Source organism: Kitasatospora cinereorecta, assembly GCF_024172095.1.
Taxonomy (GTDB): Bacteria; Actinomycetota; Actinomycetes; order Streptomycetales; family Streptomycetaceae; genus Kitasatospora; species Kitasatospora cinereorecta.
Genome location: NZ_JAMZDX010000004.1, coordinates 657259 through 672371 on the forward strand (window position 1 = coordinate 657259; position 15113 = coordinate 672371).

At 72.0% G+C, this 15113-nt stretch carries 13 protein-coding genes and 2 pseudogenes; 5 read left to right on the top strand and 10 right to left on the bottom strand.

Translation table 11 applies throughout. The features are described 5' to 3' along the window. Positions 1-178: 178 nt before the first annotated feature. The 4 genes from FHR36_RS23125 to FHR36_RS23140 all read right to left on the bottom strand — a co-directional run bounded on the left by FHR36_RS23125 (position 179) and on the right by FHR36_RS23140 (position 4445). On the bottom strand, positions 179-2263 hold the full coding sequence (locus FHR36_RS23125) for an alpha-galactosidase (RefSeq protein ID WP_253800083.1): 2085 nt from the start codon (positions 2261-2263) through the stop codon (positions 179-181). A 106-nt stretch (positions 2264-2369) separates the two neighbouring features. Then, on the bottom strand, positions 2370-2669 hold the full coding sequence (locus FHR36_RS23130) for a DUF4193 domain-containing protein (protein WP_253800084.1): 300 nt from the start codon (positions 2667-2669) through the stop codon (positions 2370-2372). 199 nt (positions 2670-2868) lie between these two features. Next, the gene (locus FHR36_RS23135) at positions 2869-3603 is read right to left on the bottom strand and encodes a VanZ family protein (protein ID WP_253800085.1); all 735 of its coding nucleotides are present in this window, start codon (positions 3601-3603) and stop codon (positions 2869-2871) included. Between the two features lie 35 nt (positions 3604-3638). Further along, complete coding sequence (locus FHR36_RS23140; protein WP_253800086.1) at positions 3639-4445, bottom strand: AraC family transcriptional regulator; 807 nt, start codon at positions 4443-4445, stop codon at positions 3639-3641. A gap of 110 nt (positions 4446-4555) precedes the next feature. On the opposite strand from FHR36_RS23140, the gene FHR36_RS23145 reads away from it, so the two are divergent. Further along, entirely contained in the window at positions 4556-5224 is a 669-nt protein-coding gene (locus FHR36_RS23145; protein ID WP_253800087.1) for an alpha/beta fold hydrolase, read from the top strand. 56 nt (positions 5225-5280) lie between these two features. On the opposite strand, the gene FHR36_RS23150 is transcribed toward FHR36_RS23145, so the two are convergent. Together FHR36_RS23150 and FHR36_RS23155 are read right to left on the bottom strand one after the other, a co-directional pair. Continuing rightward, positions 5281-5931, bottom strand: coding sequence for a response regulator (locus tag FHR36_RS23150; RefSeq protein WP_253800088.1), 651 nt, complete (start codon positions 5929-5931; stop codon positions 5281-5283). Beyond that, positions 5919-7166: a sensor histidine kinase gene (locus FHR36_RS23155; protein ID WP_253800089.1), complete on the bottom strand. Its 1248-nt coding sequence runs from the start codon at positions 7164-7166 to the stop codon at positions 5919-5921. Before FHR36_RS23155 ends, FHR36_RS23150 begins: the two co-directional genes overlap by 13 nt. Positions 7167-7590: 424 nt before the next feature. Here FHR36_RS23155 and FHR36_RS23160 point away from each other — a divergent pair, with 424 nt between their 5' ends. The 4 genes and pseudogenes from FHR36_RS23160 to FHR36_RS23175 form a co-directional block, all read left to right on the top strand. Continuing rightward, positions 7591-8373, top strand: a complete 783-nt coding sequence (locus FHR36_RS23160; protein WP_253800090.1) for a maleylpyruvate isomerase family mycothiol-dependent enzyme — start codon at positions 7591-7593, stop codon at positions 8371-8373. A gap of 80 nt (positions 8374-8453) precedes the next feature. After that, positions 8454-9265, top strand: a pseudogene (locus FHR36_RS23165) (transposase). Positions 9266-9404: 139 nt separating this feature from the next. Further along, entirely contained in the window at positions 9405-9842 is a 438-nt protein-coding gene (locus tag FHR36_RS23170; RefSeq protein WP_253800091.1) for a hypothetical protein, read from the top strand. Positions 9843-9957: 115 nt separating this feature from the next. Continuing rightward, positions 9958-11001 (top strand): annotated as a pseudogene (locus tag FHR36_RS23175) (IS701 family transposase); the annotation flags it as partial. Between the two features lie 126 nt (positions 11002-11127). On the opposite strand, the gene FHR36_RS23180 reads toward FHR36_RS23175, so the two are convergent. The 4 genes from FHR36_RS23180 to FHR36_RS23195 form a co-directional block, all read right to left on the bottom strand. Then, positions 11128-11925, bottom strand: coding sequence for a hypothetical protein (locus tag FHR36_RS23180; RefSeq protein ID WP_253800092.1), 798 nt, complete (start codon positions 11923-11925; stop codon positions 11128-11130). A gap of 260 nt (positions 11926-12185) precedes the next feature. After that, positions 12186-12728 carry a hypothetical protein gene (locus FHR36_RS23185; RefSeq protein WP_253800093.1) on the bottom strand — a complete coding sequence of 181 codons (543 nt, stop codon included), beginning with the start codon at positions 12726-12728 and terminating at the stop codon, positions 12186-12188. Further along, on the bottom strand, positions 12725-14050 hold the full coding sequence (locus tag FHR36_RS40010) for a DUF58 domain-containing protein (RefSeq protein ID WP_253800094.1): 1326 nt from the start codon (positions 14048-14050) through the stop codon (positions 12725-12727). Before FHR36_RS40010 ends, FHR36_RS23185 begins: the two co-directional genes overlap by 4 nt. Then, entirely contained in the window at positions 14047-15108 is a 1062-nt protein-coding gene (locus FHR36_RS23195) for an AAA family ATPase (protein ID WP_407660852.1), read from the bottom strand. The genes FHR36_RS40010 and FHR36_RS23195 overlap by 4 nt, the downstream gene beginning before the upstream one ends. Between the last annotated feature and the right edge of the window lie 5 nt (positions 15109-15113).

The window sequence follows — 15113 nt, forward strand, 5'->3', positions numbered from 1 at the left end:
ATCGTAGGAACCGCAGCGGCCCAGGTCCCGCCACCGGCAGCCGCGCTGACGGCGTGTGGGCCGAATGTCATCCGGTCGGACGATCACCGACGCACCCGTACGGCCTGCCGGCGGACAGCGCGAAGGCCCCCACCGTCCGGGCGGGGGCCTTCGCGGGACATCGGGGCCCGACCGGGCGTCAGGAGACGACGGTCCAGCTCTGGCCGGCGGCCGACGGGTCGGCCGGGTTCGTCATCACGACCGAGCCCGCCGCGCCGGCGGAGGCGTCCAGGACCAGGCCGTTGCCGACGTTGGTGAGGGTGAGGGCCCCGGAGCCGTTCCGGGTGACCCGCCACTTCTGCCACGGGTTGTCGGCGTACGCGGTGAGCAGGTAGGCGCTGCCGACGCCGGATCCGGCGGACAGCACGGTGTGCGCCTGGGTACCGGTCCAGCAGTTGTCGGTGATCTGCACGGTGCCGTCGGCGTTCGGGGTGAAGAGCCACTGCTCGGAGGTGTGGGTGCTGTCGTAGGCGTTGATGTCGGCGTTGGCTCCGACGGCGGCACTGCAGGTGCCCTGGACCTCCAGGACCTGGCCGCCCGTCCCGCCGGCCGAGATGCTGTGGTAGCGGCCGTCGCCGACGATCGCCGCACCCTGACCGGAGCCCGAGCCGCCGGTGCCGGCGCTGATCCGGTAGAGCGCGGTGCCGTGGGCGGGGATCCAACTGCCGCCGAGGGTACCGGTGGTGGTGCCGGTGGCGCCGCTCCAGACCTCCCGGTAGCCGTAGCCGGATCCGGTCAGGCCGAGCTGGCCGAGGGTGACGCTGGGCATCGCCCAGTGGTCGGGGTCCTGGTTGACCAGCGCGACGGCGAGGTCGCCGTTGGCCAGCTCCCGCTTCAGGACCACCGGGGCGGTGGCGGAGGCGGGCGGGTTGCCGACCAGGGTGGCGGGCCGGGCGAGCGCGTCCTGGTCGATGGCGATCACGTCGCGGTTCTTCATGAGCCAGACGGCGGAGGCGCTGATGCCGGTGGACCAGGTGTAGCCGTCCGCGGTGTGCCGGGAGTCGGCGGCGGTGCGCAGGTCGGCGCCGGAGATCAGCGGCGCGGCCATCATCGACAGCACGGACAGCTCGGTGCGCGACTCGTCGTCGGTGAACGGCTTGTGGCCCTTGTAGGTGTCGGTGACGCCCCAGACGCCGTACACGTCCTGCCAGCCGGTGAACATCATGTCCAGGTCGTTCCAGCTGCCGGGGCGCACGTTGCCCGGGTACTTCAGGGCGGTCTGCAGCTGGCCGTTGTAGAGCACCCCGTCCAGTTCGCTGTCGCGGTCGCCGCCGATCCGGCACAGGTTGGCGACCTGGCCGCACCAGACGCCGGTCGGCGCGTAGCCCGGGGACTGGTGCGCCGGTGTGCCGGCCGCCTGGATCACCGGGTCGGTGCGGGCCGGGTCGGCCGGGTCCAGCAGGTACGGGATGCCGGTGTGGGCGGGCTGCGCGGACAGGCTCAGGGTGACCTTCGGCCTGCCCTGGGCGGCGGTGGCCGCGTCGAGGGCGCGCTGGAAGTCCTGGGTGCGGGCGTAGATGGACCGGGTGAGCTCCCGGCCCTCGCCCTGCGGGTAGTAGGTGTAGCCGTCCGGGCCCTGGATGGTCGGGCCGTACGGGCAGTCGTCGTACTTGACGAAGTCGACGCCCCAGGAGACGAAGTCGGCCGCGTCGGTGGCCTCGTGGCCCAGGCTGCCGGGATGGCCCTGGCAGGTGGTGTAGGTGTCGGTCGCGTAAAGGCCGAACTTCATGCCCTTGCTGTGGGCGTACCAGGCGAGGTACTGGATGCCGTTCACCGTACGGCCGTTGACGGTCTGTGCGGGGAAGTTGCGCGGGTCGGGCACCAGGTGCCCGCTGGTGGGGTCGTTGCCGGTGCCGTCGGCGCCGCTGACCGGCCGGCCGGCGCTGTCGTACAGCTGCATCGCGCCGTCCGACGTCTTCGCGAAGTCGGCGCTCTGGCCGTCGCGGTGGCTCACCGACCAGCCGTCGTCGATGGTGACGGTGTCGTAGCCGGCCTGCACCAGGCCGTTGGCGGACATGAAGTCGATGGTCTGCCTGACCTGTTGCTGGTCGACCTGGGTGCCCAGGCTGTTCCAGGAGTTCCAACCCATCGGCGGGGTGAGGGCGTTGCCGTTGCCGAGGGCGGCGGCCGGGACGGCCGCGCCCGCAGTCAGCACGCCGAGGCCGGCGGCGGCCAGCGCGAGGGTGGTGAGGGTGGAGGCAAGACGGTGGACGGGGGTGCGCATGCGCGACTCCAGCGTGGGGGGTGGGGGTGCCTCGACAGCAGTGCAATACGATATTGCACACCCCAAGAGCCCACAAGGGTCAACACAATCGATCACAAGCGATCAGTCAGGACGCGCAGTCGACGCAGATCGGCTGACCGTTCTTGTCCTCACCGGCGAGCTGGGCACGGTGGTGGACGAGGAAGCAGGTCATGCAGGTGAACTCGTCCTGCTGCAGCGGCACGACCCGGACGGTGAGCTCTTCGCCGGACAGGTCCGCGCCCGGCAGCTCAAGTCCCTCGACGGCCTCCGCGTCCACGTCGACCGCGGAACTCTGCTTGTCGTCGCGCTGGCTCTTCAGCGCCTCGATGCTGTCGTCGTTGCTCTCGTCGCCGGTGTCACGCGGGGCGTCGTAGTCGGTTGCCAAGGCGGTACCTGCTCCTCCGGGGTCGCCCGAGTACCGACGCACGCCGCGCGACGGTCGCGCTCGGGAGTCCGCGACCGGCCCGCCTCCCTCCAGCATCACCAGCAAACCGGCACCACGTCCACCGGCCACCGCCCGGCGCGCGGCCACACGGGTGCGGCCGCCGTCCTCACGCCGAGGCCGACCGGCCCCGAGCGGCGGCTCAGCGTCCGGCCGGCACCGCCGACCGGGGCCGGCCCGCCGGCGCCCCGCCCGCCGTACGCCACCAGCGGCGCGACGCGCGCGCGGCCAGGGCGGCGCCGGCGGCATTGACCAGGACGTCGTCCACGGAGGACACCCGGTCCAGCCATAGCACGTACTGCGCGGTCTCGATCAGCACCGAGCACGCCACCCCCAGCACCAGCACCCGCCGCACCGACGCCAGCGCCGTGAACCGCACCGGGGCGAAGAACCCCAGCGCAGCGAGAACCAGCAGGTTGCCGACGACCTGGACGATCGCCGTCACCGGGGCACCCGCGACCACCTCGATCAGGTCCCGCAGCGGCACCAGGCTCACCCGGCGCGGCGCCACCCCGGCCCCGCTGCCCGGCAGCATGGTCATCCACACCCACGGCACCGTCCCGTAGACCATGCCGACCTCCGCCAGCGACCTGCGTCGCGCCCATTCCGGCGCGACGCCGGCGGCCGTGCGGCGGCGGGCCGACACCCACACCACCAGCGCGGCCAGCGGCAGCGCAGCCACCGTGAGCACCACGACGCCGTTGACCGTGCCGACCCAGGCGTGCCACCCCGTGTGGCGGTGGCGCAGCGGGCGCTGCGCGACGAAGGCGACGAGCGCCGCGCCGAGGGTCGCCGACGCGGCGAGCACGGCCCGGCGGATACGGCGGATACGGCGGGTGCGGCGGGCCGGTGCGGGGAGTGCTGCGGTGTGGTCCATGGCTCCGCTGGGGTAGGTCGGTCGGGGCCCGCACATTATGTCGCCGGGAGTCGGGCCGCCCGGTAGCGGCCCGGGGTCGTTCCGACGACGGCGGTGAACGCCGCGATGAAGCCGCTGGGGTTGGCCCAGCCGCAGGCGTGGGCGGTCCGGACGGTGTCGTGGCCGTCGGCGAGGAGCACCAGCGCGTGGTGGATGCGCAGTTGGGTGCGCCACTCGTAGAAGGTCATACCGAGCTCGTCACGGAACAGCCGGCTGAGGGTGCGGGCGCCGGCCCCGACCGTCCGCCCGAGTTCGGCCAGCGTGGCGTTGTCCGCCGGGTTCTCCGACAGCCTCCGGGCGACGGCCCGCAGTCGGTCGTCCCGCGGCTCCGGCAGGTGCAGGGGCTGCTCAGGTGCCTCGCGGAGTTCGTCGACGAGGACGCGCAGGAGGCGGGTGCGTGCGGAGCGGTTGTGGCCGGGCGCGGCGCCGTCGTGGTCGCGGGGGCGGGTCAGGGCGAGCAGGACTTCGCGGGCCAGGCCGGAGGCCTGGAAGACGGCGGGACGGTCCGGTACGAGCCGGGCGAGGGACGGCGGGAGGAAGACGATCCGCATGTCGGTTTCGCCGTGGGCGCGGTGACGGTGCGTGAACCCGGCGGGCGTCCAGGCGACCCGGTTGGCGGGAACGATCCACGTAGCGTGCTCGGTGTGGACCGTCAGGACGCCGCCGGCCGCGTACACCAGGTGTCCGCGGGCGTGCGACTGCTCCGCGCTCGCTCCGCCGGACGGCCAGAGGTGGCGCCCGCCGGACGGCCACACCTGGGAGGTCGCACCGGCGCTCCGGCGGGGTTGGCGGTCCATGGGCATGACTTGGCATCGTAGCGCTAACCCGCCATGCCCCGATCCGGTGAGAGTGGTCTCCGTACCGAGTGGTCGTCAGTCGCGCTGCCCGCGGCTGGGAACGGAAGGAGCAGCACATGGCGACGTTCGTCCTGGTGCCCGGCGCCTGGAAGGGCTCCTGGTCGTACGAGGCGGTGGTCCCGCTGCTGGAGCGGGCCGGTCACACCGTTCACGCCCTGACCCTGACCGGTCTGCGGCCGGACGACGACGACGCGACAGTCGCGTCCGCCAACCTGGACACCCACGCCGGTGACGTCCTGCTCCACCTCGATCGCCACCGCATCACCGGTGCGACGCTGGTCGGCCACAGCTACGCCGGGATGGTGATCGCGGCCGCCGCCGACCGCGCCGGCGGCCGGATCTCGCGCCTGGTGCACCTGGACGCCTACGTACCGCGCGACGGCGAGTCGTGCTGGTCGTCGACGAACGTGCACTTCCGGGAGGTCTTCGCGGCCGGCGCCGCCGCCACCGGCTACGCCGTGCGGCCACCGGACGGCGGCGATCCCCGGCGCCGCCCCCACCCCCTCGCCTCGTTCCTGCAGACGGTCCGCCTCACCGGCGCGGTCGACCGGATCCCCCGGCGGGAGTTCGTCCACTGCTCGGGGTGGGCGGACCGGACGCCGTTCACCGACCTGCGCACCCGGCTCCTGGCCGACCCCGGCTGGCGGGTCCACGACCTCCCCACCGGCCACGACGCCATGCACGAGGCCCCGGAGGCCGTCGCCGCGCTCCTGCTCTCCGGCTGACCTCCCTTCGTTCGGCCCAGTACTCCAGCCGTAGCTCGTGATCACGGATGGGAAGGTCAGGCCCGGGACGCTCCGAGGAACCGCAGCACGGCCAGGACGCGGCGGTGGTCCGCGTCGACCACGGGCAGGTCGAGCTTGGCGAAGATGTTGTTGATGTGCTTCGCCACGGCGCTCTCGCTGACCACCAGCGCCTGCGCGATGCCGGCATTGGAGCGCCCCTCGGCCATCAGGCCGAGCACCTCCCGTTCGCGGAGGGTCAGCCGCGCGAGCGGGTCGCTGTCGCGCCGCAGCAGCAACTGGGCGACGACCTGCGGGTCCAGGGCCGTGCCCCCGTCCGCCACTCGCCGGACCGCCGCCACGAAGTCGGCGACATCGGCAACCCGCTGCTTGAGCAGGTAGCCCACACCGCTGGTGTTCGCAGACAGCAGGTCAGCCGCGTACCGCTCCTCCACGTACTGCGAAAGCAGCACCACCGGCGTCCCCGGCCAGCGCCGACGGATCTCCATCGCCGCCCGCACCCCCTCGTCGGTGAAGCCGGGCGGCATCCGGACGTCGATCAAGGCGAGTTCGGGCCGGTGCTCCGCCACCGCCGCCAACAGCCCCTCCGCGTCGCCGGCTTCCGCGACGACCTGGAACCCGCCCATCTCCAGCACCTTGATGAGGCCGACCCGCAACAACACCGAATCCTCGGCGATCACCGCGCGCACGGCAGCTCCGCGGTGATGGTGGTGGGCCCGCCAACGGGGCTGCTGACGTGGAAGGCCCCGTCGAGGGAGCCGACCCGCTTGGCCAGCCCGGTCAGCCCCGTGCCGCCAGCGGCGTCGGCACCGCCCAGCCCGTCGTCGGTCACGCGCACTCGCAGCACCTCGCCGACCTGACGGACTACCACCTCTGCATGCATCGCGTTGGCGTGCTTCGTTGCATTGGTCAGCGCCTCGGAGATCACGAAGTACGCGACCGACTCCACGTTGGGCGCCACCCGCTCCTCCAGATCGACCCGCAGCCGCACCGGCAGGGGCGTGCGGGCAGCCAGCCCGGACAACGCCGCGTCCAGACCTCGGTCTTCGAGCACGGCCGGGTGCAGCCCCCGCACCAGGTCATTGAGTTCGGCGATCGCCTCCTTCGCCTCCAGGTGCGCTCTCGCGATCACCTCGCGGGCATCACTCGACAGGTCCGGGCAGGTGGCAATGGCCAGACCCAGGTTGACCGCGAGAGACACCAACCGCTGCTGGGTGCCGTCGTGCAGGTCGCGCTCGATCCGGCGGCGCTCCGCGTCGACGGCCTCGATCAAGTCGGTCCGGCTCACGGTCAGCTGATCGACCCTCTCCTGGAGCCGCTGCGCCTGACTGGGCCCGAGCAGGCCCAACGCCAGCCGCGCCTCGGCCCGGGCTACTGCCCGCGCGGTCCAGGGCAGGGCGCACAGGAGGAGGAGTCCAGCCGCCGTGTAAGCCGGCAGCTGGGTCAGGTAGCCGAACCAGTCCTGGCGGACTCCGGTTGGCAGCGCCCATGACCAGGCGTAGGCGATGACGCCCGCCACGCACGCCGCTGCCACCGCGAGCACCAGCAGTTCCAGCAGCGCGAGCAGCGGGCCCAGCAGGAGGTGGTAGCCGATCTTGCGCCAAGGCCACGTCGCCGCGAGCCACCGGGCGGTCGAGGCCCACGTCCACTGTTCCGGCGCGGTGGGGGTGAGCCGGGGGACGTCCACACCGATGAGCACCCGGTAGCGAGCCCGCTGAACGGCCGTCAGCACCGGGGTGCCGAGCAGGACCAGGGCGGCCGACAGGGAAACCGTAAGGAGCCAGTTCCCCGTCCTGGCGATAGTCGCCGCCGCCCAGGCCCACACGGGCACAAGCGCCAGGTGAGGCAGCACACCCGCGGCAAGAAAACCGGTGTCCCGCTGCGCCCGGAGGACCGCGCGTCTCAGTCCAGCTGGAATCGTCATGGCACGACGCTAGGGCACCGCAGGAGGACGGTGCCATGAAGCCTGCACCCGATCTCATGGTGAACCTAGATGATTGATTCCAAGGGGTCCTGGGCTGCGCGTTGAGGTGCCGAACAGCAAGAACGCGGTCTCCTGTTGCGGTTGTCGGCAGTAGCGGGGGATGAGCATCAGCAGCAGACGGTGTACAGCCGCTGCCGGACCTGGGAGTTGGACGGGACCTGGGAGCGGCTGTCCACCGCGATCTTGGCCGAGGCCGAGGCGACCGGAGCGATCGAGTGGATCGTGGTTCTGTCGCCCGGGACACGGGGCTCGGCTGTGGCGTAGCGGAAGCCCGAGCGTGGGCTCGCCTGGGCCGGTTTTCCCCGCCGTATCGGCTGGGAAAACCGCTGTCGGGCGAATGGATCATGGTGGTAGAACTACCGCCGTGCACAAGACTCTGGAGTTTCCCGATCTGCTGCGGCTGATCGACGAACGTTCAACCGCCTTCCGCGCCGCGATCGCCGTCGCGCCCAGCCTCGACCTGCCCGTGCCGACCTGCCCCGAGTGGACGCTGTTCGACCTGGTGCAGCACATCGGCGAGGGCCGCCGCCGCTGGGCCGCCACCGTCGCCGCCGGGCCGGACGCCACGTCCAGGACCCCGGCCCAGGGTGACGCGGTCGCGCCGCAGGAGCGCGAGGCCGTGCTGGCCTGGCTGGCCGCCTCGACCGAGCTGTTGCTGGCGGCCCTGCGGGAGGCCGGTCCGGACCAGGGCTGCTTCACCGGCTGGGGCGTCACGCAGACGCCGCACACTGCCGGTGGCGTCGCCCGGCACCAGGTGCAGGAGATCGCGGTGCACACCTACGACGCCCAGCTCGCCGTGGGCGAGTCGGCCTCACTGCCTGTCGAGGTGGCGCTCGACGGTGTCGAGGAGAGCCTGTTCATCGCCAGCTTCACGAGGAGTGCCTGGCCGCACAAGCCCACCGCCTTCGACTTTCACGCCACCGAGGGCCGCTCCTGGCGCCTCACGGTCGACGGCGACGGTGCACGGACCACCCGGCTGCCCGCCATCGGCGAGGCCCCGGAAGCGGCAGGCCTCTCCATTCGCGGCACGGCCAGTGATCTGGTCCTCTGGCGGTACGACCGCATTTCGGCGGACTCCCTGCAACTCGACGGGGACCCGGAGCTGCTCGACCTGCTCTTCGCCTGGGAACCGGAGGACTGGGCGTGACGACACGCCACCGCGTACAAACCTGCCGCGATTCCGAGGGTTGGCTGCGCGTATGAGACGAGGGAGTCCACAGTCAGGTTGTGACGCCAGACATGGACTCCCTCGCGGCCGCACTCTACGTCAGGACCGACGACCTGCTGATGGGTTCGCCGCAGCTCGCCCCGTGGCGGCCGGTGGTCGGCATAACGCCGCAGCTCAGCGATGCCGAACTGGTAACGCTGCCGATGATGCAGGCCATGCTCGGCTACACCTCCGAGGCCCGTTGGCTCCGGCATGCCCGGGTCCACCTGAGGCACCTGTTCCCGTACCTGCCGAAGCAGCCCGGCTACAACAAGAGGCTGCGGAAGGCGGCCGGGCTCATCCGGCACGTCATGCGCGAGTTGGCCACCGCAGTACGGCTACTGCGCCAGCCACACTCGCTACTTCCGGGGACTTCGGCTGCACCTGCTGTGCACGCTGGGCGGGCTGCCGATCGCGTTCGCGCTGACCGGGGCGAAGGCCGACGAACGCGAGACACTCCTCGACATCTCGCCACCGAACCCACGCTCGTCACCGACCGGCCACCAGGACAGACGCTGATCGGCGACAAGAACTACTTCGGCCGCGAGTTCGAGTCGCAGCTGGCCGGCCTGAACATCGAACTGCTGCGTCCGGCCCGCAAGGGCGAGGCTGAGCGGGCCGGATCACAGCTGTTCAAGCCGTTGCGGCAGGTCATCGAGTCGATCAACGAGACCTTCAAGGGCCAACTCGACCTCGAACGCCACCGCGGCCGCACCCCCGGCGGCGTGATGGTCCGCGTGCTCAGCGAATCCTCGCGCTGACCGCCGGCATCTGGCACAACGAGCACACCGGCCAGCCCGTCATGCGGTCGCTGACTGCCTATGACCACTGACGGCTTGGAATCGATCATCTAGTACCAGCTGTAGATCTTGATCTTGGCCTGTGGGCGGACAGCAGCTCGGGTCGGTAGGTCGGCTTCTGCTGGCCGCTGGCAGGTAGACCGGGCCCGGTGGAACAGGCACTATGCCCCGGTGAGCATCGTCATCAAGTTCTTCGTGGCACCGGACGCCGAAGCTGCCGCTGCTGTCGCGGAGGGTGGTCCCGATGGGGTCTTCGAGTCCCTGACCTTCGGCAACTTCGATGTCGAGGAGGCTCTGATCGAGTGGGAGGGCATCTTCACCGGTCCGAGCCTTGAGGAAGTCCTTGACAACGATGTTCCCGAGACAGTTGTCGACCCGGACGACGGCGAGGGTCCGCTCGTCCTCGCCGTCTCCGGCACCCTTCAAGATGCCCTGTGCACTGCCGCCGAGCACCGGCTCGCTGAAGTCAGCCGGCTGTGGGTGGCCGAGCGGGCGGCAGACGGCGAGGTCTTCGACCCCGAGATCGCCGTGTGGATCCTGAGCGGCTTGGCCGACCTGGCCCGTGCCGTCCGCGAGGGAGACGAGAACCTGTACTGCTGGGTGGCGTAGAAGAGCACGGCCACCGTTGATCATCGTCGCTTGTGTGGACAGACGAAGATCAGCCGATGGCCGTGGGACACAGCGTAGACCCCTGCCCGGTGGCAGCCGGTGTTTCGACGACCTAATGGCGAGGGTGGCAAGCCGGTTCGGCCAGGTTGAGCCGCGTCGCAGGGCACGGGCCTTCGTGCTGGGCCTGCTGGCCGAGTTGCCGCGGAAGAACTGCTGGACGACCGCGGAGCATGCCGGTGACAGCAGTCCGGCCGGTATGCAGCACCTGCTCAGCCGCGCGTCCTGGGACGCCGACGGAGTCCGCGACGACATACGGGACTTCGTGGTCGAGCACCTCGGCAACCAGGGCGCCGTCCTGGTGGTGGACGAGACCGGTGACCTGAGAAAGGGCACCGCGAGCGTCGGGGTGCAACGCCAGTACACCGGGACTGCGGGGCGAATCGACAACGCCCAGGTCGCCGTCTACCTCGTCTACTCCACCCCGGCCGGGCACGCTGCCATCGACCGGCGCCTCTACATCCCACGCTCCTGGACTCAGGACCCCGACCGGTGCCGGGCCGCAGGCATCCCGGACCACACGGGGTTTGCCACCAAGCCCGCCCTGGCCACCGAGATGATCACCCAGGCCCTGGACGCCGGCGTCACGGCCTCATGGGTCACCGGCGACGAGGTCTAGGCGGCGACCCCCACCTGAGCGTCGAACTGGAGTGCCGTCAGGTCGGCTACGTCCTCACCGTCTCACGCAAGCGACCGATCCCGACCCGCGCGGGCGTCTTCACGGCCGGCATGGTGGCTCACTCCCTCCCGAACGAAGACTGCATGGCAGCGACTCTCAGCCGGAGACGGCGCCAAAGGTCACCGCTTCTACGACTGGGCCCAAGTAGAGATCGACACCCCGGCGAGCAGCACGGGTCACCAGTCGTTGCTCATTCGACGCAACCGGCGCACCGGCGAACTCGCCTTCTACCGTTGCTACTCGACTGGACCCGTTCCTTTGAGCGCCCTGGCCAGGGTGGCCGGGCGCCGCTGGACGGTGGAGGAGACCTTCCAGTCCGCGAAGGGCCTGACCGGCCTGGACGAGCACCAGGTCCGCCGCTGGACCTCCTGGCATCGCTGGACCACGCCGGCCATGCTCGCGCACGCATTCCTCCTGGTCACGGCCGCCATCGAACGGACCACCGTGACCACGCCGTCAGGGCTCGCCCCGCTGACCTGCGGCGAGATCCAACGTCTCTACCAACGTCAGGCCCTCCAACAGTCGTGATCAAGATCGACAGCTGGAGTACTAGGGTTTGCGCAGATCGCCGGTCTCCATGTACACCTCCCGCTCCGCCTCCAGTTGCACGCCGAACCCGTGGAATCCACTCGGGGGCGCGGTGGCGAAGAACGACCCATGGACCGTTTCGGGGGGAGCCACCCGCTGGTCCGGCTTGTCGCTCCGCCCGCCGATGGCGACCGGTTCGGCCACGGCGAAACGCTCTGCGAAGAATTTCTCCAGGGTGGCGTCGTCGTCAGGCAGCCGCTCTCCGAGCGGGTTGGTCGCGGTGCCCGGGACGGCCCGAACCGCGAGCACCTGGTCGAAGTCAGGCGCCGCGTTGATCTCGTGAGCGAGGTACAACTGCCCGCCGCGGCCGAAGCAGAGGTAGGAGAGCTCCCGGTCGTCCTGGTGCTCCGCCTCCACATCGAGCTGCGCGAAGTACACGACGCTCTGGACGGTGGCGATGGTGCGTTTGGCGAGCGGCGGGTGCTGCCCGCCTTTGCGCTCGAAGTGGCCGCAGAAGATCGTGCCGGTGATCGACGTCCGCCGCGGACCGGCGCCGCGCGGATCCAACTCGCTCATGGGGAAGTCTTCGGGAACGAACGTGTCGTACGGCTCTTCGGGCACAACATGCTGATGGGAGCGGACCGTTGAACCGTCGGTGTCGTCCAGGCTCACCTCCAGGATGACCTGGAAGTTGTGTGGCGACATGAACATCGGCAGATGCGACATGTAGAAGACCTCTCCGCCGAGAAGCAGCATGCCGTGAGTGCCGAGGGTCATGTCGCCGTCGTGGTGTCCGTGAAGTCCGTGGTTCATGTCCATCGTTACTCCCTTGAATCGATGGCTTGCCACTCGTCGGACCGAAGTGACCTGCGCTCAGGTCCATGGAGTCGGCGCCGAGCTTGAGGGAGAGATTTCCGCACAAGAAAGCAAGGACTGCCCGAGCACCGCGCCCCGGTGCGGCCACGGGGCACCCCAGCTGGATGCGTTGATGCTGAGGATTTCCTGTTCTGCTACCACCGTATCCCTGGAGCCGCCAGGTCACGACCCCGTAGGCGCAGCAACGGGCGGCCTGTTCGCGGTCAGGCGTCCGCTGCGTCGGACGGGTCGGCGGCGGGGCCGTGGAGGGCGAGGCCGACGGCGGTGGCGGTGCCCGCGACGGCGAGGACGGCGAGCAGGGGGGCCCAGCCGTCGACGGTGACGGGGAGCAGGGCGAGGGCGAGGACCAGCGCGCCGGTGGCGTAGGCGGCGACGGGGGCGATCCGGGCGCGGAGCTGGTGGAGGCCGGCCGGGCCGGCGGCGCGGGCGTCGGCGAGGAGCAGGTAGGCCAGCAGCAGGGCGGTGAAGACGGCGGCGATCCAGGGGCCGGGGCGGCTCAGCGCCGCGACGACGACGCTGCCGGCGGCGAGCGCGGTGTTGCGGTGGTGGGCGAGGTGGCCGCGCCGGCCGGTGGTGGAGCGGACGGGGCGGCGGACGACGATCGGGGCAGCCCACCAGGCGACGGCGACGACGGCGACGGCCGTCAGCAGGACGAGCGAGGAGTGCCGGGCCAGGCCGGGCGGGTTGCAGGCGGCGAGGGCGAGCGCGAGGCCGAGCGGCCGGGCGGTGCGGTCCTTGGGCGTCATCGCGACCTTCCCGGGATTCTGGAGCGCAGCAGGGGGGCGAGGGACAGATCGAGGCTCTCGCCGGAGTGGTGGGCGACGACGGGGATGCCCTTGCTGCGCAGGGCGGCGCGCATGGCCTCGCGTTCGGCCTGCCAGAGGGCGAGGGCGAGCGCCCCGGCCGGGTCGTCGGCGGCGACCCGAGGGCTGCCGGTGGGGACTTCGACGACGACCAGCGGGGTGCCGCGGGCGGTCAGTTCGCCGAGCGCGTCGAGGATGCGGTGGTCGGCGAGCGGGGTGAGGGCGTACACGAGGGCGTCGGCGGGGACGGCGGCGGCGAGCGGGGCGGCCGGCTGGCGGTGGCGGTCCTTGCGGCGGCCGGCGAGCGGGTCGCGGGCGTCGAGGACGCTCTCGACGATGCGGTGGAAGTGGGCGTCGCCGGTGCCGGGGCGCAGCCAGCGGGTGGCGGTGCCGACGGTGACGATGCCGACCCGGTCGTGGCTGCGCAGGTAGGCGCGGGCGATGCCGGCGGCGGCACGGACCGACTCGTCGAGGCTGGAGGTGCCGGTGTCGGCGTCCTGGTAGTCGGCGAGGGTGTCGATCAGGACCACGGTGTCGGCGGCGTGTTCGGCGGCGAAGCGGTTGAGCTGGAGGGCGCCGCGCCGGGTGGTGGAGGGCCAGTGGATGCGCCGCTGCCGCTCGCCCCACGCGTACGGGGAGACGCCGACGACCTCGATGCCCTCGCCGTGCCGGCGGGCGGTGTGCTCGCCGATGGAGGGGGGCAGGTGGACGGGGACGGGCGTCAGGGCCGCGGCGCCGGGCACGGGGAAGACCTGGGCGCGGCCGAGGTCGACCCGGACGGTGCGCCGGGTGAGTCCGCCGCGGTCGTGGAGGTCGATGTCGACCGCGCCGAGGAAGGGGTGGCCCCAGCGCGCCGCGGCGAGTTCCAGGTGCAGGACGTTGCCGGTGACGGTGAGCGAGCGCAGTTCGACGCCGGGGCCGAGGTGGACGCCGGGGTCGAGCCAGCTGGCCTCCCCGGCGAAGTCGACGGTGATGCGGGCGGTGACGGTGTCGCCCTCGAAGCAGCGGCGCGGGGCGACCTCGGCGGTGGCGGCCGGGCGGGTCGGGCGGCCGCCGCCGGCCGCGCCGAGGGCGAGCAGGACGGCGGCGCCGCCGGCCGGGGCGAGCAGCCACGGTTCGCGCAGGAGCAGCGCGGCGGTGACGGCGGTGACGGCGACGGTCAGCAGGCGCAGGGCGCGGGCGGTGAGGCGTCGGCCGGCGGGTGGGGGTGGTGGGGGTTCGGCCGCGGCGGGGGCCTCCTCGCCGAGGGCGCGGGCGAGGCTCACGCGCGGACCGCCGCGGCCGCCCGGTGCGGGTCGTCCTCGGACGCGGCGCGCGGGGCGGTGCTCGGCGCGGTGCTGGGCGCGGTGCGCGGGGCGGGGACGCGGGCGACCAGGTCGGCGATGACCTCGTCGGCGTCGACCTGGCGGACCCACAGTTCGGGCCGCAGCGACACCCGGTGGGCGAGGGCGGGGACGGCGAGCGCCTTGACGTCCTCCGGGACGACGTAGTCGCGTCCGGCCAGGACGGCCCGGGCGCGGGAGAGTTGGACCAGGGCGAGGCCGCCCCGCGGCGAGGCGCCGACCTGGAGCTGCGGGTCGTTGCGGGTCGCGTCCAGCAGTGCGACCACGTAGTCGACCAGGTCGTCGGAGACCTCGACCCCCTCCAGGGCGGCCCGCATGGCGAGCACCTCGGCGGGGTCGGTGAGCGCGGTCAGGACGGCCTCCGGCGCGGCCCGCTCCAGGCGGGCGCGGAGCATCGCCGCCTCGTCCGCCACCGGCAGGTAGCCCATCCGCACCCGGAGCAGGAAGCGGTCGAGCTGCGCCTCGGGAAGGGTGTAGGTGCCCTCGTACTCGATCGGGTTGGCGGTGGCGATCACCACGAACGGGGACGGCAGCGGGTGGGTGGTCCCGTCGACGGACACCTGCGTCTCGGCCATCGCCTCCAGCAGGGCGGCCTGGGTCTTCGGCGGGGTGCGGTTGAGCTCGTCGGCGAGCAGCAGCCGGGTGAAAACCGGCCCGGGGCGGAAGACCATCTCGCCGGTGCGCTGGTCGTAGAAGGGCGCGCCGGAGACGTCGGAGGGCAACAGGTCGGGGGTGAACTGGATCCGGCGGAAGTCCAGGCCGAGCGCGGTGGCGAAGGAGCGGGCGAGCAGGGTCTTGCCGAGGCCGGGCAGGTCCTCGATCAGGACGTGGCCGCCGGCCAGGACGGCCAGCATGACCAGCTCGAGGGCCTCCCGCTTGCCGGTGACGGCCCGCTCGACCTCGTCGAGGACGGCGCGGGCCCGTTCGCCGGCCTGCTGCGGCGTCAGCGTGCCGGGGGCCGGGTGGGTGGTGGTGGTCACGGTAC

What these genes read in the sequence shown, in the direction of transcription:
- FHR36_RS23140 (WP_253800086.1), bottom strand. Translation starts at nt 4,445, where the DNA reads ATGCCCATGGACCGCCAACCCCGCCGGAGCGCCGGTGCGACCTCCCAG.
- FHR36_RS23155 (WP_253800089.1), bottom strand. Translation starts at nt 7,166, where the DNA reads ATGACGATTCCAGCTGGACTGAGACGCGCGGTCCTCCGGGCGCAGCGG.
- FHR36_RS23185 (WP_253800093.1), bottom strand. Translation starts at nt 12,728, where the DNA reads ATGACGCCCAAGGACCGCACCGCCCGGCCGCTCGGCCTCGCGCTCGCC.
- FHR36_RS23180 (WP_253800092.1), bottom strand. Translation starts at nt 11,925, where the DNA reads ATGGACATGAACCACGGACTTCACGGACACCACGACGGCGACATGACC.
- FHR36_RS23135 (WP_253800085.1), bottom strand. Translation starts at nt 3,603, where the DNA reads ATGGACCACACCGCAGCACTCCCCGCACCGGCCCGCCGCACCCGCCGT.
- FHR36_RS23145 (WP_253800087.1), top strand. Translation starts at nt 4,556, where the DNA reads ATGGCGACGTTCGTCCTGGTGCCCGGCGCCTGGAAGGGCTCCTGGTCG.
- FHR36_RS23125 (WP_253800083.1), bottom strand. Translation starts at nt 2,263, where the DNA reads ATGCGCACCCCCGTCCACCGTCTTGCCTCCACCCTCACCACCCTCGCG.